General features: G+C 69.4%; 17 protein-coding genes and 1 pseudogene. 9 read left to right on the top strand and 9 right to left on the bottom strand.

Annotated features, from left to right (window positions below; genetic code table 11):
* Positions 1-7: 7 nt before the first annotated feature.
* Positions 8-1,231: a cytochrome P450 family protein gene (locus AVL48_RS37240; protein WP_061980823.1), complete on the bottom strand. Its 1,224-nt coding sequence runs from the start codon at positions 1,229-1,231 to the stop codon at positions 8-10.
* 140 nt (positions 1,232-1,371) lie between these two features.
* Here AVL48_RS37240 and AVL48_RS37245 point away from each other — a divergent pair, with 140 nt between their 5' ends.
* Positions 1,372-2,910: a GGDEF domain-containing protein gene (locus tag AVL48_RS37245; protein WP_061980822.1), complete on the top strand. Its 1,539-nt coding sequence runs from the start codon at positions 1,372-1,374 to the stop codon at positions 2,908-2,910.
* Between the two features lie 40 nt (positions 2,911-2,950).
* On the opposite strand, the gene AVL48_RS37250 is transcribed toward AVL48_RS37245, so the two are convergent.
* Complete coding sequence (locus AVL48_RS37250) at positions 2,951-3,898, bottom strand: phosphatase PAP2 family protein (protein WP_061980821.1); 948 nt, start codon at positions 3,896-3,898, stop codon at positions 2,951-2,953.
* 110 nt (positions 3,899-4,008) lie between these two features.
* Between AVL48_RS37250 and AVL48_RS37255 the strand changes: the two genes are divergently transcribed.
* From AVL48_RS37255 to AVL48_RS37270, 4 genes are all read left to right on the top strand, one after another.
* Positions 4,009-4,698 carry a response regulator transcription factor gene (locus AVL48_RS37255; RefSeq protein ID WP_061980820.1) on the top strand — a complete coding sequence of 230 codons (690 nt, stop codon included), beginning with the start codon at positions 4,009-4,011 and terminating at the stop codon, positions 4,696-4,698.
* Complete coding sequence (locus AVL48_RS37260) at positions 4,695-6,107, top strand: sensor histidine kinase (RefSeq protein WP_061980819.1); 1,413 nt, start codon at positions 4,695-4,697, stop codon at positions 6,105-6,107. The genes AVL48_RS37255 and AVL48_RS37260 overlap by 4 nt, the downstream gene beginning before the upstream one ends.
* Before the next feature lie 14 nt (positions 6,108-6,121).
* A complete protein-coding gene (locus tag AVL48_RS37265) occupies positions 6,122-6,601 on the top strand; it encodes a GerMN domain-containing protein (RefSeq protein WP_244162454.1) in 480 nt (159 codons plus the stop codon).
* Positions 6,602-6,797: 196 nt separating this feature from the next.
* Positions 6,798-7,478 (top strand): VldE C-terminal domain-containing protein, encoded by a 681-nt coding sequence (locus tag AVL48_RS37270; protein WP_061980817.1) that lies wholly within the window; start codon positions 6,798-6,800, stop codon positions 7,476-7,478.
* Between the two features lie 9 nt (positions 7,479-7,487).
* Here the strand turns inward: AVL48_RS37270 and rnhA are convergent, their stop codons facing one another.
* Genes rnhA through AVL48_RS37285 form a run of 3 tightly spaced genes read right to left on the bottom strand, consistent with a single transcriptional unit; the run spans position 7,488 to position 9,669 of the window.
* Positions 7,488-7,982 (bottom strand): ribonuclease HI, encoded by a 495-nt coding sequence (gene rnhA, locus AVL48_RS37275; protein WP_061980816.1) that lies wholly within the window; start codon positions 7,980-7,982, stop codon positions 7,488-7,490.
* A gap of 22 nt (positions 7,983-8,004) precedes the next feature.
* Complete coding sequence (gene dinB, locus AVL48_RS37280) at positions 8,005-9,195, bottom strand: DNA polymerase IV (RefSeq protein ID WP_061980815.1); 1,191 nt, start codon at positions 9,193-9,195, stop codon at positions 8,005-8,007.
* A 57-nt stretch (positions 9,196-9,252) separates the two neighbouring features.
* Entirely contained in the window at positions 9,253-9,669 is a 417-nt protein-coding gene (locus AVL48_RS37285; RefSeq protein ID WP_061980814.1) for a DUF6010 family protein, read from the bottom strand.
* 92 nt (positions 9,670-9,761) lie between these two features.
* Between AVL48_RS37285 and AVL48_RS37290 the strand changes: the two genes are divergently transcribed.
* Positions 9,762-10,700, top strand: coding sequence for a GlxA family transcriptional regulator (locus AVL48_RS37290; protein ID WP_061980813.1), 939 nt, complete (start codon positions 9,762-9,764; stop codon positions 10,698-10,700).
* Between the two features lie 12 nt (positions 10,701-10,712).
* Here the strand turns inward: AVL48_RS37290 and AVL48_RS37295 are convergent, their stop codons facing one another.
* On the bottom strand, positions 10,713-11,000 hold the full coding sequence (locus AVL48_RS37295) for a hypothetical protein (RefSeq protein WP_061980812.1): 288 nt from the start codon (positions 10,998-11,000) through the stop codon (positions 10,713-10,715).
* Positions 11,001-11,137: 137 nt separating this feature from the next.
* Here AVL48_RS37295 and AVL48_RS37300 point away from each other — a divergent pair, with 137 nt between their 5' ends.
* The 3 genes from AVL48_RS37300 to AVL48_RS37310 all read left to right on the top strand — a co-directional run bounded on the left by AVL48_RS37300 (position 11,138) and on the right by AVL48_RS37310 (position 20,748).
* Positions 11,138-12,397, top strand: a complete 1,260-nt coding sequence (locus AVL48_RS37300; protein ID WP_061980811.1) for an MFS transporter — start codon at positions 11,138-11,140, stop codon at positions 12,395-12,397.
* Between the two features lie 352 nt (positions 12,398-12,749).
* A complete protein-coding gene (locus AVL48_RS37305) occupies positions 12,750-14,048 on the top strand; it encodes a GGDEF domain-containing protein (RefSeq protein WP_425266100.1) in 1,299 nt (432 codons plus the stop codon).
* 1,210 nt (positions 14,049-15,258) lie between these two features.
* The gene (locus AVL48_RS37310; protein ID WP_061980810.1) at positions 15,259-20,748 is read left to right on the top strand and encodes an ATP-binding protein; all 5,490 of its coding nucleotides are present in this window, start codon (positions 15,259-15,261) and stop codon (positions 20,746-20,748) included.
* A 79-nt stretch (positions 20,749-20,827) separates the two neighbouring features.
* Here AVL48_RS37310 and AVL48_RS37315 read toward each other — a convergent pair whose 3' ends face one another.
* The 3 genes and pseudogenes from AVL48_RS37315 to AVL48_RS37325 form a co-directional block, all read right to left on the bottom strand.
* Positions 20,828-21,370 (bottom strand): bifunctional nuclease family protein, encoded by a 543-nt coding sequence (locus tag AVL48_RS37315; RefSeq protein ID WP_061980809.1) that lies wholly within the window; start codon positions 21,368-21,370, stop codon positions 20,828-20,830.
* Positions 21,371-21,380: 10 nt separating this feature from the next.
* Positions 21,381-23,100: pseudogene (ctaD, locus tag AVL48_RS37320) on the bottom strand (aa3-type cytochrome oxidase subunit I).
* 106 nt (positions 23,101-23,206) lie between these two features.
* Complete coding sequence (locus AVL48_RS37325) at positions 23,207-24,115, bottom strand: LysR family transcriptional regulator (protein WP_061980807.1); 909 nt, start codon at positions 24,113-24,115, stop codon at positions 23,207-23,209.
* Positions 24,116-24,128 lie beyond the last annotated feature (13 nt).

Genomic DNA, 24,128 nt, shown 5'->3' on the forward strand with positions numbered 1-24,128 from the left:
GCGGGTCTCAGCCGAGCGTCACCGGCAGGTTGTGCAGGCCTCGGGTGATCGCGCTCGGCCACCAGACGAGCCGGTCTTCGGGCACGGTCAGCGTCATCGACGGCGCGCGGTCGAACAACGTCTCCAGCGCCGCGGACGCCTGCATCCGCGCGAGCGCGGCGCCGATGCAGATATGCGGGCCGACCCCGAAGGCCACGTGCCGCACCGGCCGCTCACCCGGGCGGAACGCGAGCGGTTCGGGGTGGACGTCGGGGTCACGATTGGCCGCCAGCAACGACAACAGGATCGGGTCGCCGGGCTCCATGCGCTGTCCGGCCAGTTCCATCGGCTCGGTGACGAACCGCCAGCTGGTGTTCTGCAGCGGGGTGTCGCGGCGCAGGACCTCCTCGATGACGAGGGTCAGCCGCGAGCCGTCGGCGCGGGCGCGGGCCGCCTCCTCCGGATGTGTGATGAGGGTCAGCGCGGTGGAGGCGATGAGGCTGATCGTGGTCTCGTGCCCGGCGATCAGCGAAAGGAACGCCGTCGCGGCGACCTCTTCCGCGGTGAGCTTTCCTGCGGCCTCCTGCGCGAGCAGGTCGCTGATCAGGTCGGCGCCGGGCTCGGCCCGTTTCCGCGCGACGACGTCGGCGAGCAGTTCGTCCAGTTCGTCGGTCGCCTTCAGCATCGACGGCATGTCGGTGACGTCACCGGCGGCGACCACGAGCGCGGGCGGGCGGACCTGGTCCAGGAGGGTGTCCGGGATGCCGATCAGCTCGCAGATCGACCGGATGCCCAGCGGGTAGGCGAAATCCTCGACGAGGTCGCCCTCGCCGCGCTCCAGGATCGGGTCGAGCAGTTCGTTCGCCAGCTGATGCGTGCGGTCGCGCAGATGCTGCAGCCGTCGCGGCCCGAACGCGCCGGCACAGGCCTTCCGCAGCCTCGCGTGCTCGTCGCCCTCGACGTTGTTCATATGGCCGATGAGCGTCGGGCGGTGGTCGGCTGGCAGCCCGAGATTGGCCTTGCGCCAGTGGTCCGCGGCGACGGACGGGCATTTGGACAACCGCGGGTCGGCCATCGCCGAGACGACGTCCGCGTGCCGGGTCAGCAACCAGGTCCAGGTGTCGCCCGGCAGCGGAAGCCGGAACGCCGGTGCGTTCGCCCGCAGCCATTCGTACGCGGGCGAGGGGTCCCGGTCGAAGTCCGGGCCGAACATGACCGGGCCCGTGGCGGCGTCGTATGCGGCGTCTGGCATACGAGTCACCCTGCCAGCTTGTGGCGGCATCGTGTCCGGCGAACGCAGGCATTGTGCTGTCTCACGCGATCGTCAACGCGGTCCCCCTGTCACCCTCTTGTGGTGACCAGCAAGATCGAGGCGGGTGCGGTGCGTAACGGATGGAGGTGGCCCTCGTCAGCGACTTCGGGCTACGGGAGGAACTGAAGACCGCGAACCGTGACGTGGTCACGGACCGGCAGACCGGTTCGGTCCGCGGGTTCGCCGACACCGTCGGGCTCGCCGCCGCCCGCGTCTGGCGGCTGCGCAGCCGTGCCTGGAACACCCTGCGGCATCCGGCGGGCTGGGAACTGTGGCGGCTGCCGCCCGCGGCCGTCGTCTGGATGCTCGGCACCGAACTCGCCGTCGCCGGCTGGGCCCTCTACAGCGGGTTCAAGGCCTCCGCCACCACCACCGACCTCGTCCGCTTCGGCGTGATCGCGGGCTGCGCCATCTGGTACCTCGTCCAGACCCAGCACCCCGAGGAACAGCGGCGCGCCGACGACCGGCGTGGCGAGCACATCGACCAGACCGCCGTCTGGCTCGGCAGCGCGGCCGTCCTGCTGCCGCCCGCGTACTCTCTCACGCTGCTGCTGATGGTGCGCGTACAGCGCTACTCCATCGCGCACAAGGCGATGACGACGTTCCTCTTCACCACCGCCGCGCACGCCGCGTCCATCCTCGGCGTGCACACGCTCATCGAACTGACCTCGCTGCACACCTGGCTCGAATCGGGCACGCTCCCCCAGCAGGCAGGCGACATCGTGTTCGCCGCCGCCGCGCTGGTGGGCGCCGCGCTCTGGTACTTCGCGTCGCAGACGCTCCTGATCGGCATCGCGCGTGGCCTGGCCTGGGGCGGGTGGCGCCGTCAGAAGCTGATCGGAAGCTGGGCCGACAACGCGGACTTCGTCTACGCGCTGCAGCTCGCCGCGTGCACCACGATCCTCGGCGCGGTCAACATCGCGCTGGTGCCGCTGGTGATGATCGGGGTCGCGCTGCGCTCGACCCGGCTCTCGCAGGCGCTGGCGGACACGATCGCGCGCAGCCAGCGCGACCGGAAGACCGGGCTGCTGACCGAGGATTCCTTCCACGCGCCCGCGGCGCTCAGGTTGCTCGAAGACCAGACCGACCGGCGGCCGACGGCGTTCCTGATGCTGGATCTCGACCACTTCAAGCAGTGGAACGACAAGTACGGACATTCCGGCGGCGACATCGTGCTCGGCTGCGTCAGCGCGGCACTGCGGCAGAACACACGAGCCTCCGACGTCGTCGGGCGCTGGGGCGGCGAGGAGTTCGCGGTGCTGCTTCCGGACACCACCCGCGAGGAGGCCATGCGGATCGCCGAGCGGATCCGGGAGGCCGTCGCGAAGACCGCGATCACCGGGCTGACCGAACTCGCCAGCGGTCACGCCACCAACGAACCCCGCGCCGTGGGGCCGATCCACGGCTGCACGGTGTCGATCGGTGTCGGGCTCTCGCCTGAGCACTCGACGGATTACGGCGAGCTGTTCCGTGCGGCGGACGCGGCGATGTACGCGGCGAAGCGGGCCGGGCGGAACCGGGTGGTCGTCGCTCCCTCGGTCCCGGCCGCCCCCGAACCTCCGGCACCCAGGGCGCCGACGTCGCCGCTGAGCCGGGCGGGCGACTCACGCCGGGAATGACCCGGCCGCGTTCAGAGGACTGAATGCGGCCGGGTCATCCTCAGCGGCGGGTCACGAGACGGGTATCGAGCAGGTCGTCGACCACCCGGGTCTCCACACCGGACCGCCGTTCGAACGCGGACCCGCACAGCGGCCACAGCGCGACCAGCACGACACCCACCGCGGACAGCGCGGCGAGCACCAGCGCGGCGACGAACTGGGCGGCACCGGCGGTCGCGGTGTGCAGGACGGCGAACCCGAGCAGCACGATGACGGTCGGCAGCACCGCGGCCAAGGCCACCAGAACGGCGGGGGTGCGGCGCAGGTCGCGGCGCCGGGTGGTCAGCCAGGCGGCGAGAAGGCAGGCGAAGGACGCCCCCAGCAGGCAGGCGCCCGCCGTGTCACTCAGCCGGTGCCAGCCCAGCGCGACGGTCGACGACGCGACCCACGCGACCGCGACGCCGCCCACCCCGATGATCGCCGGACGGAACCGTTGGGGCAGAACGAAAGCGAGGGCCATCAGAATCGCCATGGCGGCGCTGACGTGTCCGCTCGGGAAGCTGTTGTGCGCGGGACCGTAACCGCCGTCGGGCAATTCGGGGCGGTCGAGCACATACAGCTTGAGCAACTGCGCGGCGACGAGCGGGAGCACGAGGACGCTCAAGGCGGGAACGAGGAGGCCGGGTTTGCGGCGAAGTGACGCCAAGCCGGCCAGCCCGACGACGGCGGCGCCGATCACCAGCACCATGTCCTGGTCCCGCAACGGTCCCGCCCAGTCCATTGTGGACCACCGGCCGGACTGCGCGCTGCGGACGACGCCGTTCTCCGCGAGCTGCCCGGCCGACGTGTGCACGAAGAGCACGAAGGTCACGACGAACGCGGCGGCCAGGCCCAGTCCGGTGGCGAGCTGGAACACGGCCCTGGACAGGGTGCGCCTGGTCTCGGCGTGCCGTCCCGGCAGCGGACGGTGGGCGGGCGTCGGTTTCGCTTCCTGGGTGAGTAGGGCCATGCATCCCACTGTCCCCACGGCGTTTCGCGGTGAGGTCCGGACAATGTCATGGTTCTGCTACAAGATCGAGCCGACTCGCATCCGCGCGGCGTTGTCCGAATAATGGCGGCGTGGCAAGTGTCCTTGTGATCGAAGACGACGCGTCCGTCCGGGAGGGTCTGGAACTCGCGCTGCGCCGTCAGGCGCACACCGTCCACACCGCCGAGAGCGGTGAGCTCGGGCTGGAGAAACTGCGGGTGTTCCAGCCCGACATCGTCGTACTCGACCTGATGCTGCCCGGGATCGACGGCTTCGAGACCTGCCGCCGCATCCGCGCGGCAGGCGAGGTGCCGATCATCATGCTCACCGCCCGCAGCGACGATTTCGACATCGTGGCCGGGCTGGAGGCGGGCGCCGACGACTACGTGACCAAGCCGATCGAGCCTCGCGTGCTCGACGCGCGGATCCGGGCGGTGCTGCGGCGCGCGGTGAGCGAGAAGCCCGCGAGCGAGGACCCGGCCGGGGAACGGCACGGCGCGCTGGTCATCGACCGCGCCGGGCTGGTGGTCACGAAGAACGGCGTGCCGGTCTCGCTCACCCCGACCGAGCTGAAACTGCTGCTGGAACTGTCGCGGACACCCGGACAGGTCTACAGCCGCCAGCAGATCCTCTCCGCCGTGTGGGATCACGACTATCTCGGTGACTCCCGGCTGGTCGACGCCTGTGTCCAGCGGCTTCGCGCGAAGATCGAAGACGTGCCCGCGAAGCCCGATCACGTCCAGACCGTCCGGGGCTTCGGGTACCGGTTCGGCCGTTCATGAGGCTGCTCTCCGGCCTGCGGCCCCGGCTCATCCTGGCCTTCGCGGCGATGACGATCATCGGGGCGGCGGCCGCGGCGGGCGCCAGTTACGTCTCGGCCCGCAACGCCATCCTCGAAGCGGTCCAAGACGCGGCGATGAACCAGCTGAAGGACCGGGTCGGCGCCTACGACCGCCCGCTGTCCACGCCCCCGACCCAGGACCAGCTCAACGATTTCGCGGGCACCCTGCGGTTGAACGCCGTCGCGGTCCATGGGACCCTGCGGTCGGTCAACGGCCCGGACCTGACCCGGTTCTCGACCGAACTGCGGCGGACGGTCGCGGGCGACCTCCGTATCCAGTTCCAGCGGCTGGACCGCGACACCGGCCCCGAACTCCAGGTCGGCCTGCCGGTGCTGACACGGCAACCCGACGGGTCGATGCGCGCCAGCGGTATCGAGGTGTACTCGCTCACCTCGCTCGTCCAGCAGCAACAGGCCATCGAGGAACTCGCGAAGTCCGCGTGGCGGATGGCCGCGCTCGCGCTGCCGCTGGCCGCCGCGCTCGCCTTGCTGGCCGCCAGGCAGGTACTGCGGCCGGTACGGGCGCTCAACACCGCCGCCGCCCAGCTCGGCGAGGGCAGGCTCGACGTCCGGCTGCCCGCCAAGGGATCCGACGAGCTGGCCGAACTGGTCACCACCTTCAACAGCACCGCCACCGAACTGGAACGCACGGTCGGCGAGCTGAGAGCCATGGAGGCCGACGCCCGCCGGTTCGTCGCCGACGTCTCGCACGAACTCCGCACCCCGCTCGCGGCGATGAACGCGGTCACCGACGTCCTGGACGAGGACGCCGAGACGCTCCCGCCGGACACCGCCGTCGCGGCGCGGCTGGTCTCCGGCGAGACCCGTAGACTGACCCGGCTCGTCCAGGACCTGGTCGAGATCTCCCGCTTCGACGCGGGCCGCGCCGAACTCGTGCTCGACGAATGGGATCTCGCGACGGCGATCCGGGACAGTCTCGACGCCCGCGGCTGGCGTGACGGCGAAGACCTGGTCACCGACCTGCCCGACGGGGTCCTCGCCCGGGTGGACCGGCGACGGCTCGACCTGATCGTGGCCAATCTCGTCGGCAACGCGTTCCGGCACGGCGCAACGCCGGTCGAAGTCCGCCTGCGTACCGGCGACGAGGACGTCACTCTGGAGGTCGAAGACCACGGCCCCGGGATCGACCCCGAGGTCCTGCCGCACGTGTTCGACCGGTTCACCAAGGCCGACACCGCCCGTGCCCGCTCCGAGGGCAGCGGGCTCGGTTTGGCGATCGCGCTGGAGAACGCCCGCCTGCACGGCGGCGACATCACCGCCGCCGACACCGGGTACGGCGCCCTGTTCGTCCTGCGCCTGCCGCACCGGACCGAAGGAAGGACGCGATGAGAAGGACCCGGGTATTGCCCGTTCTCGCAGCCGCGACGCTGGTGGCGGCCTGCGGCGTCCAGCCGACCGGCGTCGTCCCGGCGGGGCCCGGCCCGTCGATCCGCGCGACCACGGGGAAGTACTTTCTCGGCGGTGTGACGCTGTACTTCGTCTCCGACGGCCGGGTCATCCCGGTTGCGCGGCCCACCCAGGACTTCATCTCACCCGAAGGCGCGCTCACGTTGCTGCTGAAGGGACCGACGGAGCGGGAAGCCGCGCAGGGCCTCACCACGTTCGTCCCGGCGGAGGTGGGGCGGGTCGAGGTGTACTCGGGCGACCCGACCACCATCGTGCTGCCGTTCAGTGTGCGGAAACTTTCGAACCAGGCCATCAACCAGCTGGTCTGCACCACGATCGCGGCCTCCGCGGCGACCACCCGGGCTCCAGGCTCCCCGGGAGTGAACGTGGCCTCACCGGACGACAGGATGCACTTCCAAGCCTGCCAAGCGGACTGAAGTCGTCACTCACGGTGGTCACAGAAAAGCACTTCTAGTGGCTGTACGGACGCGAGCCCTGTTCGGTTCACCGATCAAGGTAACTGTGGGCGAGCACACTCGCGCGTGACTTTGCCGTGTCCATTTCGTAATGTTGCCCGGAGCTCGCGGCCCCCGACGCGAGTTCCCGTCCCCGAAGTGGTGAGTGATCAGAGAAATGGCCGGCAGACATCGCAAGAAAAAGGCTTCGCAATGGAAGCTCCCCGCGGGTATCGCGGCAGCCGTCGCCACGGCGCTCCCGGCGTCGATGTGGCTGACCACCGCAGGCTCCCCTGACGTCGAAGCGGCCAGTGCCGCGCTCGCACTGCAGGCTCCCCCGGCCTCCAGCGTGCCTCCCCCGCCGTCGACCAGCACGACCCCGCCCTCCAGTTCGAGCAGCACCCCTCCCCCCGCCCCGTCGACCACCGTGGCTCCCCCGAAGCCGACGACGTCGACCAAGGCCCCCGCCCCGGTGAAGAAGATCGTCCCCGCCGCGACCGCGTCGTGTTCGACCAGCCTCGCCGGCACCAAGCCGCACGTGGCGCAGGTCGGCAACCACATCAAGGCGAAGTTCGGCGTCTCGAACATCGGCGGTGTCGCCGGCCGCGCCAACGCCAGCGACCACCCGTCCGGGCTGGCGCTGGACTTCATGGTGGACACCGCCACCGGCAACGCCATCGCCGACTACCTCCTGGCGAACCAGAAGGACTTCGGCGTCACCTACGTCATCTGGCGCCAGCGGTACAACGACGGCAGCGGCTGGGACACCATGGAGGACCGCGGCGGCGCGACCGCCAACCACATGGACCACGTCCACGTCTCCTTCGCCAAGAGCGCGAAGGTCAGCGTCAGCTGCTGACGACGCCTTTCAACGACGTCGAGCGGACCGGTCGCCGGGCTGGACCACAGGCCGGCCCACGACCTCTTCCACGCCTTTGACGGCGAGCCGGTCCGCTCGCTCGTTCTCCGGATGGCCGGCGTGCCCCTTGACCCAATGCCATTCGACGTCGTGCCGCGAGGCGGCTTCGTCGAGACGGCGCCACAGGTCGGCGTTCTTGACCGGCGTCTTGGCCGAGGTCATCCAGCCGTTGTTCTTCCAGTTCCGCACCCAGCTGGTGATGCCGTTCCGGACATACGTGCTGTCGGTGTAGATGTCCACGGTGACCCGGCGCTTCAGGCTCTCCAGCGCTTCGATCGGCGCGGTCAGCTCCATCCGGTTGTTCGTCGTCGGCCCGGGATCCCCGCCGTAGATCTCCTTCTCGACCGTGCCGTACCGCAGCACCGCGCCCCAGCCGCCGGGGCCGGGGTTCCCGCTGCACGCACCATCGGTGTAGATCTCGACTGAAGCCGCTGAATCCGCCACAGCGACACCCTAGCGACGGGACTCAGTCCGGCAGGAGCGGCACCCACGGCTCCTCGGCCTGCCCGAGCTGCACCGCGCGCGTGATGGACTTCGAGCCGAAGCGGTCCCGGACCGTGTCGAGCGTCGAGTCGAGCGCGTCCCTCGGTTTCGCCTCGAAGGGCAAGGCCAGCTGGATCGCGTCGTCCTGCGACAGATTGGTGAGCGCGAGACCGATCAGGGTGAGCCCACGTTCGTCGATCAGCGGTCTCGCCGCGGCGAACAGCTCGCGTGCCGCGGCGACGATCGCGCCGGTCTGTTCGGTCGCCTCCAGCAGCGTGTGCGAACGCGTCGCCTTGGTGAAGTCGCCGAACCTCATGCGCAGCACGACCGTCCGGCACACCCGGTGCGCCGCGCGCAGCCGACGCGCGAGGCGATCGGCCAGGGTCAGCAGCATCGCGTCGAGTTCGGCCGGCGAGCGCGGCTTGCCGCCGAGCGCGCGCTGCGCCCCCATGGACCCGCGACGGCGGCCGGTCCGCACCCGCCGCGGATCGTCGTTGTGGGACAAGGCATGCAGATGGGTACCGACACCACGGCCGAGCAGGCGCACGAGTTCCTTCTCGCCGAACCCTTCCATCTGCCCGACCGTCGTGACGCCGCGCTCGCGCAGTTTCCGCGCGGTCACCTCGCCGACGCCCCACAGCCGTTCGACCGGCAGCGGGTGCAGGAACTCCAGTTCCTTGTCGTGCGGCACGACGAGCAGTCCGTCGGGCTTCGCCACGCCGCTGGCGACCTTCGCGAGGAACTTCGTCCGGGCCACGCCGACGGTGATCGGCAGACCGACCTGCTCCAGCACGTCCCGGCGCAGTTTCGCGGCGATCCGGCTCGGCGTGCCGGCGATCTTCCGCAGCCCGCCGACGTCGAGGAAGGCCTCATCGATCGAAATACCTTCCACCAGCGGTGTCGTGTGGTCGAAGACCTCGAAAACCGCCTTGCTCGCCTCCGAGTACGCGTGCATCCGCGGTGGCACCACGATCGCGTCCGGGCACAGGCGCCGCGCCTGGCCGCCGCCCATCGCCGTGCGGACGCCGTACGCCTTGGCCTCGTAACTGGCCGCCAGCACGACGCCTCCGCCGACGATGACCGGCCGCCCGCGCAGGCTCTGGTCGTCCCGCTGCTCGACCGACGCGTAGAACGAATCCAGGTCGGCGTGCAGGATGGGCCCCTCGGTCGGCATAGAACATATGTTCGCATCAAGCCGCCCGTCGGGCCAAGTCCCGGATCGGTGGGACTGTCAGACCGTGGAGGGCTCCCGGCGCGAACCGAGGCGGGCACGCAGGAAGTCCGTCACCGATCGTCCGCCCGCGAAGCACCAGATCGCGATCACCGGGTCGCAGATCGCGCAGCCGAACGAGGAATCGTGCAGGAACGGGATGATCGGGGCGCCCTTGAGATGGTGCACCACGTCCCAGCCGGTGTGCAGGAGCCAGGCGATCCCGATGAACGTCCATGATTCGAGGCCGCGGTAGGCCACGTAGGTCACCACGGCGGCGAACGCGAACTCCCAGATCCCGAGGCCGCCTCCGCTGAGGTAGGCGGCGCCGGCGCCCGCCACCATGATCGCGTTGAAGCGGCGGCGGTGCGGTTCGTGGATGAGCGACATCAGGACGACGTAGACGAGGCCGACCAGAATCGGCGCGATGATCATCATGACTCGACGCTAGAACGCCGGGCTCGTCCGCCCCAGTGGCGTGAACGACGCCTTCCAACGGGATCTCGCCATCGGCGCGGTAGGTTCCGGGTATGCACACCGTTGCCGTGCTCGCACTGGACCAGGTGATCCCGTTCGACCTGTCCACCCCCATCGAGGTCTTCACCAGGACACGGTTGCCGGACGGCGGCGCGGGCTACCGGGTACTCGTCTGCGCCGAACGACCGGAGGTCGACGCCGGGCATTTCACCTTGCGCGCGCCGTGGGGACTGGAAGCGCTGCGCGAAGCCGACACGATCATCGTTCCCGGCACGGCCGAACCCGCCCGGCCGGTGCCGCTGGCCGTCCATGACGCGCTCACCTCGGCGGCCGCGGCGGGCACCCGGATCGCCTCGATCTGTTCCGGCACCTTCATCCTCGCCGCCGCCGGGCTGCTCGACGGCCTCCGCGCCACCACCCATTGGCTCGCGGCCGAACCACTCGCCGAGGCCTACCCGGCCATCGACGTCGACCCGGCCGTGCTCTATGTCGACAACGGGCAGATCCTGACGTCGGCGGGAGCCGCCGCGGGCCTGGATCTGTGCCTGCACCTGATCCGCCGCGACTACGGCTCCGCGATCGCGGCCGACGCCGCCCGGCTTTCGGTGATGGCACTGGAACGTGAAGGCGGCCAGGCCCAGTTCATCGCGTTGCGGCATCCCCCGGCGCCGCGTGGTTCGGCACTGGAACCCACTTTGCTCTGGATGCAGGAAAATCTCGCGCGCGACCTCAGTCTCACCGACATCGCCGCGCGGGCCGGGATGAGCACCCGCACGCTGATCCGGCACTTCCGCGAACAGACCGGGACGACACCGCTGCAATGGCTGCACCGGACACGCATCCGGCAGGCGCAGCATCTGCTGGAGACCACCCAGGATGCCGTCGAGCGGATCGGCTCCGAGGTCGGGTTCGGCTCACCGACCTCGTTCCGTGAACGATTCAAGCGCACGACGGGCGTCAGTCCGGGTACCTACCGACGTGCTTTCCGTTGAGCCGTAGGAAGTTCAGGCGGCCAAGGCGGCTTCTGCACCGGCATGCGCCCGGGCCTGCTCGGCGAACCGCCTTCGGGCGACGACGACTCTGAGCCATCGTTCGGAACGCTCGGCGTCCAGATCGGAGGTGGCGCGGGCGAGCACTTCGGCGGCGTGCGCGGCGGAATCGATCTCCGCGGCGGCGCCGAGGTAGTCGCCGGACTCGATGAGCTTGTACGCGTGGCGCATCTCGGTCTGCGCGGTGGAGTAAATGGCGTAGGCGGCCAGATTGTGCGCCAGCGGCCCCAGTGAATGCGACATCGGATTCTCCGTCCTCGTTTTCCTTGCCTCTCTACTGACACGTCGAACGGTGGCGCCGCGGTTCGACATGACCCCGGCCTTTTCGAACTTCCTCGCAGGGTTGCGCGAAGTGGGCGCTTCACGACAGCCTGAAGCGCATGCCAGCCCGAGCGGCGTCGTTCCGCAGCGTCTTCGCGGTAGCCGAGTTCCGCCGGATCTGGCTCGCGCATCTGCTCTCGGTCGCCGGTGACCAGCTGGCCAGGGTCGCGCTCACGGTGCTGGTGTTCGATCGGACGTCGTCGGCGGGCTGGGCATCGGCCGCGTACGCGCTGACGTTCGTGCCCGATCTCCTCGGCGGCGCGCTGGGCGGCGTCGCGGACCGGTTCTCGCGTCGCACGGTGATGGCGGCGACCGACGTCGGCCGCGCACTGCTGATCGCGCTGATGGCGGTGCCGGGCCTGCCGCTGCCCGCCGCGGCCGCCCTGTTGTTCCTCGTACAGCTCATGGCGGGGCCGTTCTACGCGGCGCGGCAGGCGATGCTGCCGGATCTGCTCGACCCGGACCGGTTGGTCGTCGGCCAGGCCGTCATCTCTTCGACCTATCAAGCCGGGCTCGTGGTGGGCTTCGGCGCGGGCGCCGCCGTCGTCACCGGCCTCGGCGTGCCCGGCGCGCTGCTGATCGACGCGGGTACGTTCGCGCTCTCGGCACTCATGCTCCGCTTCGGGCTCAGGCCGTACCCGCCCTCGGCCCCACGCCACCACCAACGCCCGTCCCTGATCGCGGGTTGCCGCCTGATCGCCCGCGACCGCAAGCTGCGCCGGCTGCTGCTCATCGCCTGTTGCTGCGGTTTCTACGTCGTCCCCGAGGGGCTCGCCGTCCCGGTCGCGGCCGAACTCGGTGGGGCGGATGCCCTGCCGTGGCTGCTGGCCGCGAACCCGGTCGGCTCGGTGCTCGGCGGGCTCCTGCTGAGCCGCATCCCGCCCGAACGGCAGGTCCGGATCTTGGGCACGCTGGCGGTGGCGAGCAGCCTGATACTGATCCCGACGGGCTGGGTGCCGGGCCTGGTCCCGATCGTCGTGCTGTGGACGATCTCGGGTGCGTTCTCCGCGCACGACATGATCACCCAGACGCAATACAGCCTCGCCGCGCCGCCCGACCATCGCGGTCAGGCGATCGGGGTCGCGATCGCCGCGTTGCGCACGGCGCAGGCGGCGGGGATCGCCGCCGCCGGGCTACTGGCGCAGGTCGTCGCGCCGACCACCGTCATCACCGTCGCGGCGGTCGCGGGCGCCGTTGTCGCCGGTATCGCCGGCGTCGGCTGGTCGCGTGCGGTGTCGTCCCGCCGTGGCCCTGGAGATCCCGGGGATCACGCGGGGCCGGTCGGCGGGACGACACCGGTCGGTGAGCACGGTTCCTGACAGCGGCTGATCATCACGTCCAGTTGTTGTCACGACGGGTCGTCCAGTTGTTGTCACGCACTGCGTTCACCTCCTTTCCAAGATCCGAGCGCACGTCCGTGGGGCAGATCACTCACGTCCAGTTGTTGTCACGCCGAGTGGTCCAGTTGTTGTCCCGCATGCTGTTCACCTCCCTCGAAATAGCGATGAACCCGGCAATCACTCACCAGTTGTTGTCCTGCATCGGTGCACCTCCCTCGTTTCGGTTGGGCTGTCCGGGGGAATTCGCGGCCGCGCTTCTTATCGTCCGGACAGCGGGGGTCGTCGCAGTCCCAGTTCGATTACGGTGTAGATCACCGACGGAAGAGGGTTCGTGGACGGACGACTCGGTGGCGCGCTGCGGAGGCTCAGGGCCTGGCACCTGTGGAGCCTGCCGCGACCTGTGCGTTCCTACGTGCTGGTCGTGAATCTCATCGCAGTCCTCTCGACCGCCGCCACGGCCCGCCTGGTCCCGGTCACCGGCACCGACCTGGCCCGGTTCGGCATCTTGACGCTCTGCGCGGCCATCGCGATCGAGGGCACCCGGCAGATCGAACGCCAACGGGAGTACGACAGGGCCCCATCGGTCGCCTACGTCGATACCAAGGCGGTCTGGAGCGTCGCCGCCGTCATCGCGCTGCCGCCGGTGCTCGCCGCCGCGATGGTCGTCGTGACCTACACCATCGCATGGCTGCGGATCTGGCCACATCAACGGCCGGTACTACCCCATCGGTGGATCTTTTCCGCCGCGACGGTGCTCTGCGGCACCCAGGCCGCCGTCGTCGTCCTCGGTCTCGGCATGCGCCACTACCCCGGTTCGCCCGACTCCGGGCTGCTCGCCGGACTGGGCGACCTCGCCGTCATCATCGTGGCCGCGGCCCTGCGCTGGGCCATCAACACCGTGCTGGTGATGGTCGCGATCGCGCTTTCGTCGCCGCCGAAGTCGATCGGCGAACTGTTCTCCGGATTCGGTGACCAGATCCTCGAAGCGGGCGCACTCGGCCTCGGCCTGGTGACGGCCGTCGTCCTCGTCCAGGCGAACCCACTGGTACTGGTCGGGGTCGTCATCGCCTTGGTCGCGCTGCACCGCGGGCTGCTGCTGACCCAGTACCGGCGCGACGCGCACACCGACGCCACCACCGGGCTCGTCACGAAACGCCGTTGGCGCCAGCTCGCCGAAGAACACCTCGGCCGGACGCGCGCGGGCCGCAAACTCGGCGTGCTGTTCCTCGACCTCGACAACTTCAAGACGATCAACGACACCTACGGCCATCCCAACGGCGACCTCGTCCTGCGCGCCGTCGGCGACGCACTGCGCGCCGAGATCCGCGAACAGGACGTCTGCGGGCGGTGGGGCGGCGAGGAGTTCGCGATCGTCATCCCGGACGTCCACAGCGAGGAGACCCTGCGCCAGGTGGCCGAACGGATCCGGCACCAGGTCGCGATGGTCTCGGTCGCCCTGCCCGATCGCGACACGGTGCTGACCGACCTGACCGTCTCGATCGGCGGCGCGCTGTACCCGGCCGCCAACGTCTCCAGCGTCGACGATCTTCTCGTCGCCACCGACACCGCGCTCTACCGGGCGAAGCAGGGCGGGCGCAATCGTGTGGAGTTGGCCCCGCCTGTCCAGTAGGGCTGACTGACGGCTTGTCGTGACTCGCCGGGGTGGGTGTTGTGTTGCCGGAATTCGGCAACGGCCTTCAGACTTCAGGTGCTCAGACCGGTCAGGAATTCACGCAACCCGGGCCACACGCAGAAACCAACCCCGAGCAGCCACTATCGCCGGAATTCGGCGACGGCTGTGGTCTTCGCAAGATCCATAACTGTCGGTGGCCGGTTGTACGGTTCTTGGCGTGGACACTCAGATCGCCACTTTGGCACTACTGAAGGAAATAACCGAACCGGATGCTTTGGAGGCTATCAATGCTTCGCTCGCGGCTGACGGGACGTTGACGGTCACCACCCCGACCGGGCACGGCTACGACAGCACACCGCCGCCGCTCCACGAGCCGCGCACGCAACGCCCGCCGGCCGANNGGACCGCGTATCCGGTCGGTATGGCTCGCTCGACTCGAGACGGCGTCCGTCGAAGAAGGCGTGCCGTGTCCCGCGCGGATCTACTCGGCCTCCGCGAGGGCGCGTCGTGACGGGGTAAGGACGGCGTCACGCCCCCGCGCACAAAGCCCACTAGCCGACGAATCACCACCCTTTTAGACCTCGCCGCAAAACGGCGACGGTCCGCCCGGCACGAACCACATTCGCCACAGATGGCCTACCGGCATGGTCTACCCCGGGAAGTCACTCCCCTGACCGCTCGACTCGGTACGACATTCACCGAAGTAGGTATGCCGTGCCCAGCGAAATGTGTGTCCGCGCGCCAGGAAGCCGCCCGGCCAGTAAGGGCGCGGTCACGGACGGAGACGACCCCGCGCAAGGTCCACTGGCAGACGAACCGCCACCGTCGTGAACCCATCGCCGGAAAACGGCAACCCCTCCTGTCCACCTGGCGCCATCACCGAAGAACGGCCACAGCTCCGCACCCCGGACCACCCAGCCCGCCCACCCCGATGAAACCGGCGTGAACACCTGGTGACACCTCACGGACCCCGCCACCGAGCGCAGCCGGAGATTGTCCACTTCATCACCTCATTCGCCCCCTCGGCGAGGTGTTCAAGGACACTTTTTGGCGGGTTCCTACAAGACCCGGCCCTCGGCATGCGCCACCGGCGACATTCTCGTACCGGCCGGTAAGAGGCAGGCTGTAAACAGGTACAGGTGACTGTCTCGCGCGTGATCCGGCGGGCTGTCGCCTGTTGTGCTGCGTACTTTGGGAGGCTCAGTCGGTGTTCAGTCGTGTCGCCATCGTCAACCGCGGAGAAGCCGCGATGCGGCTCATCCATGCCGTCCGCGAGCTTTCGGCGGAGACCGGACAGCGGATCGAGACCGTCGCTCTCTACACGGATGCGGACCGGTCGGCGACGTTCGTGCGGGAAGCCGACATCAGCTACAACCTGGGTCCTGCCTCGGCGCGTCCCTATCTGGACTTCGCCGTGCTGGAGCGGGCGCTGACCGAGACCGGGGCCGACTCGGCTTGGGTCGGGTGGGGTTTCGTGGCCGAGGATCCGGCCTTCGCCGAGCTGTGTGAGCGGCTGGGTGTCACCTTCATCGGGCCGAGTCCGGACGCGATGCGCAAGCTCGGTGACAAGATCGGCGCGAAGCTGATCGCCGAAGAGGTCGGCGTCCCCGTCGCCCCGTGGAGCCGCGGCGCCGTCGCGGATCTCGACGCCGCCATCAAGGCCGCCGCCGAGATCGGCTACCCGTTGATGCTCAAGGCGACCGCGGGTGGTGGCGGGCGCGGTATCCGCGTCATCACCTCGGCCGACGAACTCAAGGACGCTTACGAGCGCACCAGTCTGGAGGCCGAGCGCGCCTTCGGCAGTGGCGTCGTGTTCCTGGAGCGCCTGGTCACCGGCGCCCGGCACGTCGAGGTCCAGGTCATCGCCGACGGCCAGGGCACCGCGTGGGCGCTCGGCGTCCGCGACTGTTCGGTGCAGCGCCGCAACCAGAAGATCATCGAGGAGTCCGCCTCCCCGGTGCTGAGCCCCGATCAGGCCGACGAGCTCAAGCGGTCCGCCGAGCGGCTCGCGCTCGCCGTCGGTTACCGCGGCGCCGGCACGGTCGAGTTCCTTTACCACCCTGGCGACAAGCTGTTCGCCTTCCTCGAGGTCAACACCCGCCTCCAGGTCGAGCATCCGATCACCGAGCTGACCACCGGCATGGACCTGGTCAAGGCCCAGCTGCACGTCGCGTCCGGCGGCAAACTCGAAGGCCTCCAGCCCGCCGAAGCCGGTCACGCCGTCGAGGCGCGGCTCAACGCCGAGGACCCGGATCGCGACTTCGCCCCTTCGCCGGGCCGCATCGCGCGCCTGGATCTGCCCGCGGGCCCCGGCATCCGCGTCGACACCGGGGTCAGCGAAGGCGACACGATCCCGGCCGACTTCGACTCGATGATCGCGAAGATCATCGCCTACGGCCGCGACCGCGACGAGGCACTCGGCCGCTTGCGCCGCGCGATGGCGCAGACCACGGTCATCATCGAGGGCGGCGCGACCAACAAGAGCTTCGTCCTCGACCTGCTCGACCAGCCCGAGGTGATCGACGGCAGCGCCGACACCGGCTGGATCGACCGCGTCCGCGGCGAGGGCAAGCTGGTCACGCACCGCCATTCGGCGATCGCGCTCGCGGCCGCCGCGATCGAGGCCTACGAGGACGAAGAAGCCGTTGAGCGTCAACGGCTTCTCTCCACCGCGCATGGTGGCCGCCCGCAGGTCCAGCACGAGAGCGGCCGCCCGCTCGACCTCAAGCTGCGCGGCGCCGCGTACCGGGTGAGCGTGGCCAGGATCGGCCACCGCCGGTTCCGTGTCGGCGTCTCCGCCGCCGGCGGTGACATCCACGCCGCCGACGTCGAGGTCGACCGCTTCGACGAGCACACCGGCCAGATCACCGTCAACGGCACCCGCTTCCGCCTGGTCACCGGCACGCACGGGCCGATCCACCTGGTCGAGGTCGACGGCGTCACCCACCGTGTCAGCCGCGACGAGGGCGGCGTCGTCCGCTCCCCCGCACCCGCGCTCGTCGTCGCGACCCCGCTCGAGGTCGGCGCGGAGGTCGAAGCGGGCGCACCGGTGCTGGTGCTGGAAAGCATGAAGATGGAGACGGTGCTCCGCGCGCCGTTCCGCGCGAAGCTGCGCGAGTGCGTCGTCTCGGTCGGCAGCCAGGTCGAGACGGGCGCGCCGCTGCTGCGTCTCGAGCCGCTGGCGGAAGAGGGCGCCGAGGTTGTCGAGGACACCGGCAGCGTCGAGATCGAGCTGCCCGTGGAACCGGACAGCGCGTCGGCGTCGCAGCGGATCGCGCGGGGACAGCAGGATCTGCGCAGCCTCCTGCTCGGCTTCGACGTCGACCCGCACGACGAACGCCGCACTCTCAGCGCGTACCTGGCCGCCCGTTCCGAAGTCGAGGACAACGGCGACCGCCCGCTGGAGGGCGAGGTCGAACTGCTGACCGTGTTCGCCGACCTCTCCGAGCTGATCCGCAACAAGCCGGCGGGTGAGGAGATCAAGACCGACACCCGGATGCACAGCGCCCGCGAGTTCTTCCACACCTACCTGCAGAGCCTCGACGTCGAACGCGCCGGCCTGTCGGAGTCGTTCCAGCACAAGCTCAAGAAGGTACTGGCGCATTACGGCGTCCAGGATCTGGAGCGGACGCCGGAACTGGAGGAGGCGGTCTTCCGTATCTTCCTCGCCCAGCAGCGGGCCGCTTCCGACGTCGCGATCGTCACCGCGCTGCTGCGGCAGTGGCTCACCGAGGCGCAGCCGTTCGAGGCGATGCGCGAACCGGCGGGCAAGGCGCTGGAGCAGCTCATCGCCGCCACCCAGGTCCGCTTCCCGGTGGTCAGCGACCTCGCGCGCAGCGTGGTGTTCCGCTGGTTCGCCCAGCCGTTGCTGCGCCGCACCCGCGCCGAGGTCTACAGCGAGGTCCGCAAGCACCTGCGCCACCTCGACCGGCACCCGGACTCGCCGGACCGCGCCGAGCGGATCGCGAGCATGCAGGCCAGCGCGCAACCGCTGGTACGCCTGCTCGGGCAGCGGATCGGACGCCCCGGCACCGACCACACCCCGCTGCTCGAAGTGCTGAGCCGCCGCTACTACGGCAACCGCGCGCTCACCGGCGTCGGGCAGGTCACCGTCGGCGGCTGCACCTTCGTCACCGGTGACTACGCCGACGACGGCGAGCGGTTCCACATGGCCACCACCGCCGTCGACCGCGCCGGGCTGCCCGGGGCGATCAAGGCGGTCGCCGATCTCGCCGCCGGCCTGCCCGCCGACACCGACGTCGAGGCGGACCTCTATCTGACCTGGGACGACGAGTCGGCCGACGACGACGCGATGGCCGCCGGACTGCGCGAGGTCCTCACGGCCGAGTCGCTGCCGAGCCGGATCCGGCGCGTCACCACCACGGTCGCGGGGCACAGCGGCGCGGTGATGCACCACCACTTCACCTTCCGCCCGTCTTCGACCGGTTTCAGCGAAGAACGGCTGATCCGCGGCCTGCATCCGCTGATCGCCCAGCGGATGCAGTTGCAGCGGCTGGCGAACTTCGACCTCACCCGGCTGCCGTCCGGTGACGAGGACGTCTACCTGTTCAAGTGCGTCGCGCCGATGAACCCGGCGGACCAGCGGCTGGTCGCGCTCGCCCAGGTCCGTGACCTGACCCCGTTGCGGGACAACGACGGCAAGCTGCTGGCCCTGCCCGCGGTCGAAGGCACGCTGGCCGGTTGCCTCGACGCGATCCGGGGAGTGCAGGCGAAGCTTCCGCCGAAGAAACGCTTCGACACCAACCGGATCACGCTCTACGTGTGGCCGACCAGTGAGCTCACCGGCGAAGAGCTCAACACCGTCGCGCAGCGCGTGCAGCCGTCGACGGCCGGGGCGGGGCTCGAAGAGGTCCAGTTCCTCGGCAGGCAGCGCGACCGCGCGACCGGCGAGGTCACCGAGGTCTCCGTGCGGATCGGCTACGACGTCAGCGGCGGCGTCCAGATGTCGCTGTCCGAGCCCACCACCGGGCCGATCCTGCCGCTCGACGACTATCACCAGAACGTCCTGCGCGCCCGGCGCCGCGACACGGTGTACCCGTACGAGCTGGCCAAGATGCTCGGTTCGTTCACCGAGTACGACATGGACGACACCAGCACCCTCGTCCCCGTCGAACGGCCGATGGGGCGGAACAAGGCGGCGATCGTCGCCGGGGTGGTCACCACGCCGACCGAGCGGTACCCGGAGGGTGTCAAACGGGTCGTGCTGCTGGGCGACCCGACGAAGGCGCTCGGCGCGCTGTCGGAGCCGGAATGCTCGCGGGTGATCGCGGCACTGGACCTCGCCGAAGAGATGCGGGTCCCGCTGGAGTGGTACGCGCTCTCGGCCGGTGCCCGGATCTCGATGGAGTCCGGTACCGAGAACATGGACTGGGTCGCGGCCGCGCTCAAGCGGATCGTGCACTTCACCCAGGACGGCGGCGAGATCAACATCGTCGTGGCGGGCATCAACGTCGGCGCCCAGCCGTACTGGAACGCCGAAGCGACGATGCTCATGCACACCAAGGGAATCCTGGTGATGACGCCGGATTCCGCGATGGTGCTGACCGGCAAGCAGTCGCTCGACTTCTCCGGTGGCGTCTCGGCCGAGGACAACTTCGGCATCGGCGGCTACGACCGTGTCATGGGCCCGAACGGCCAGGCGCAGTACTGGGCGCCGAACCTCGCCGCGGCCCGCGACGTCCTGATGGCGCACTACGACCACACCTACGTGGCACCGGAGGAATCCGGGCCGCGCAAGGCGATCACGAACGACCCGATCGACCGGGACATCTCGTCGTTCCCGCACGCGGCCGTCGACAGCGACTTCACCACGGTGGGCCAGATCTTCTCGCGTGAGGCCAACCCCGACCGCAAGAAGCCGTTCGACATCCGCACCGTGATGCGCGCTTTGTCGGACCAGGACCACCCGGTGCTGGAACGCTGGCCGGGAATGGCCGACGCGGAGACCGCGGCCGTACAGGATGTGCACCTCGGCGGGCGGCCGGTGTGCCTGCTCGGTATCGAGTCGCGTTCGGTGCCGCGCCGCGGCTTCCCGCCCACCGACGGCCCGGACACCTACACCGCGGGCACGCTGTTCCCGCGGTCGTCGAAGAAGGCGGCGCGGGCGATCAACGCGGCCAGCGGCAACCGGCCGCTGGTGGTGCTGGCTAACCTGTCCGGCTTCGACGGCTCACCGGAGTCGATGCGGAAACTGCAGCTGGAGTACGGCGCGGAGATCGGCCGGGCGATCGTCAACTTCGAGGGCCCGATCGTGTTCTGCGTGATCTCGCGGTACCACGGTGGCGCTTTCGTGGTCTTCTCGAAGGCACTGAACCCGAACATGACGGTGCTGGCGCTGGAGGGCTCGTTCGCCTCCGTGCTCGGCGGGGCGCCCGCCGCGGCGGTCGTGTTCGCCGGTGAGGTCAACGCGCGGACCGCGGCGGACGAGCGGGTCCGGTCGCTGACGGAGAAGCTCAGCGGGGCGACCGGCGCCGAACGCGCCGCGCTGGCCGCCGAACTGGCCGAAGTCCAGTCGTCGGTGCGGTCCGAGAAGCTGGGCGCGGTCGCCGCCGAATTCGATGGCGTGCACAGCATCGAACGCGCGGTGAAGGTCGGTTCGGTGGACGCGATCATCAGCCCGGCGGAGATGCGCCCGCGCATCATCGAGGCGATCGAACGAGGCCTCGCGAAAAAGTAGTACTCAAGTGAGATGAAGGGGCCTTTCATGGCAAATTTCGCAATGAAAGGCCCCTTCATCTCACGGGTCGGCAAGCGGCTCAGGCCTTGGGGTCCTCAGGCGGAAGCTCCCCGAAGTCCTCGGGCACGATCTTGTCCAACGCCGCCCGGAACTCCTCCACTGCCCGTTCCTGCTCGACCGGATCGGACGGGACCGACGGCAGTTCGGCGTCGGGCCCGGATCCCACGATCTCGACCCGCACCGAAGCGACCTCCAGCACGGAGTCGGCCACCTTGATCCCGACACCGGCGCGCAACCCGATCGCGACCGCGTCGCTCGGCCGGGCGGAAATGCGGATGTCGGAATCGAGGACGAGGTCCGCGAAGAAGATCCCGTCCCGCAGCGCGGTGACCTCGACACCGGTGACGTGGTGCCCGAACGATTCCACCACCTGGCCGATCAGTTCGATCGTGCCGGGACGCGGCAATTGGATCTTTTCCTGCGCGAGCGCCACCGCGCTCGCCTCGGGACCGCCGATCGTGATCGCCAGCCAGCGGCGCTCGCCCTCCCGCTCGCGCAGCAGCATCACCGGTGCGGCTTCCGGAGCCAGGACTGCCATCCCCTCGACGTCCATCGGGATCATGCGCGGTACCTCATTCCTTCGAAGAGCCGGTGTCGTCCTTCAGCACCTTGTCCGCCACCACTTCCGAGGGTGCGGGCTGGTCGCGGCGCTGGAACGGGGTCGTATGCCCCTCGGCACCCAGCCGCGGGATCATGTGCGGGTAGTGGAGTTCGAACGCCGGTCGTTCGGACCGGATCCTCGGCAGGTCGAAGAAGTTGTGCCGGGGCGGCGGGCAGGTCGTCGCCCATTCCAGGGAATTCCCGTGCCCCCACGGGTCGTCGACCTCGACGACTTCCCCGAACCGGTGGCTGCGGACGACGTTCCAGAGGAACGGCAGCACCGACGCGCCGAGCAGGAACGCGCCGATGGTGGAAATGGTGTGCAGCAAGGTGAAACCGTCGCTGCTCAGGTAGTCGGCGTAGCGGCGCGGCATGCCCTGGTTGCCGAGCCAATGCTGGACCAGGAACGTCAGGTGGAAACCGATGAAGGTGGTCCAGAAATGCAGCTTCGCGAGCCGCTCGTCGAGCAGGCGCCCGGTCATCTTCGGGAACCAGAAGTAGATCCCGGCGAAGGTGGCGAACACGATGGTGCCGAACAGCACGTAATGGAAATGCGCCACCACGAAGTAGGTGTCGTGGATGTGGAAGTCCAAGGGCGGCGAGGCGAGGATGATCCCGGTCAGCCCGCCGAGCAGGAACGTCACCATGAACCCGATCGACCACAGCATCGGTGATTCGAAGGTCAGCTGCCCTTTCCACATGGTGCCGATCCAGTTGAANNAACGGCAACAGCACCGCGCCGGTGGCGAACATGTGGTGTGCCCAGACGGCGAAGGACAGCGCGGTGATCCCGATCGTGGCGAACACCATGAGCTTGTAGCCGAACAGTGGTTTCCGGCTGAACACCGGCACGATTTCGGTGATGATGCCGAAATACGGCAACGCGACGATGTACACCTCGGGATGGCCGAAGAACCAGAACAGGTGCTGGAACAGGATCGCCCCGCCGTTGGCCGGATCGAAGACGTGCGCGCCGAGCCGTCTGTCCGCTTCCAGCCCGAACAGCGCCGCGGTGAGGATCGGGAAGACCGCCAGGATCAGGATCGTGGTGAACAGGATGTTCCAGGTGAACAGCGGCAGCCGCCACATGGTCATCCCCGGCGCGCGCAGGCAGAGGATCGTGGTGACCATGTTGACCGCGCCGAGGATGGTCCCGAGCCCGGAGACGATCAGGCCCATGATGACCAGATCGGCGCCGACACCCGGCGTGTGCGCGGCGTTGGAGAGCGGCGTGTACATCGTCCAGCCGAAATCGGGCGCGCCGCTCGGCGTGAGGAAAGCGCTGAGCGCCATCAGCCCGCCGAAGAGGTAAAGCCAATAGGAGAACGCGTTCAGCCTCGGGAAAGCGACGTCCGGTGACCCGATCTGCAGCGGCAGGATGTAGTTGGCGAAGGCGAAAAGGTTCGGTGTCGCGTACAGCAGCAGCATGATGAGGCCGTGCATGGTGAACAGCTGGTTGTACTGCTCCTGCGACAGGAACTGCATGCCCGGCCTGCCCAATTCGCCGCGCATCAGCAGCGCCATGAACCCGCCGGCGAGGAAGAACCCGAACGAGGTGCACAGGTAGAGCAGGCCGATCGTCTTGTGGTCGGTGGTGCGGATGACGTTGAGGAACACACTGCCCTTGGGGGGCCGACGGCGTCCGCCGAAGCGGACGGCCTCCGGCCGGGGCGATGTCTTCACGGCGGTCATGGCCACTCCCAGCACGAGGACACACCTTCTGACAGCTGGTACCCCTCCAGGAGAGTCCCTACACACCGGCTTTTCAAGAGCTGGAGGACGATTCCTCCGTTCGCCGTCAGCCGCGGGGACTCCGGGAGCGGACCGCGAGCGCCAGCAGCGCGGCGGCCGGTCCGGCGAGGCGCCGCCCGGCCGGCCACACCGCCCGCAGTTCCCGGCCGAAATCGACGCCCTCGACCGCGACCTGGACGAGCCTGCGGTCGGCGACGTCCCGTGCCACGTCGAGCTCGCTGATCACCGCCGGTCCGGCGCCCGCGACCACGGCGTTGCGGACCGCGGAAGCGGACCCCAGCTCCAGCAACGGTTTCGCCGGACCGGCACCGGCCTTGCGCAGGGCGGTGTCCACGGTTTCCCTGGTCCCGGAACCCGGCTCGCGGACCACCAGCGGCGTCACCGCCAGTTCGGCCGCGGTCAGCGGACGGCGTCTGCGCGCCCAGGGATGACTTCCGGCCACGACGAGGACCAGCCGATCGGTGGCCACCCGCTTGGCCGAAAGACCCGGCAGCGCGCCGGGCGACTCGACGAAACCGAGGTCGACCTTGCCCTCCCTGGCCAGTTCCGCCGCCTGGTCGGAGTTCGTGACCTCCAGTCCGAGGTACAGCCCCGGGTTTCCGCGTTTGAGTTCCCCGATCCAGCCAGGCACCAGATGTTCGGCCAGTGTCATGCTCGCGGCGACGCGGAGTTGTGCCTCGTGCTGGGTGCGCAACGCTTCGGCACCGTCGAGGAGGCCGTCGAGTTCGGCCAGCACGCGGTGAGCCCAGCCCGCGATGACCCGGCCGTCGGGGGTGAGCGCGGACCCGCGCCGCGTGCGGTCGACCAGCACCAGTCCGAGCCGCCGTTCCACTGTGGACAGCCGTTTGCTCGCCGACGGCTGCGCGATCCCGAGCCTGGCCGCGGCCTGCCCGATACTGCCGAGCTCGTCCACGAGCACCAGCAGACGCAGGGAGTCCAGATCGGGTGTGGTCATAGCCCAAGTCTAT

The organism is Amycolatopsis regifaucium (assembly GCF_001613935.1).
GTDB lineage: Bacteria > Actinomycetota > Actinomycetes > Mycobacteriales > Pseudonocardiaceae > Amycolatopsis > Amycolatopsis regifaucium.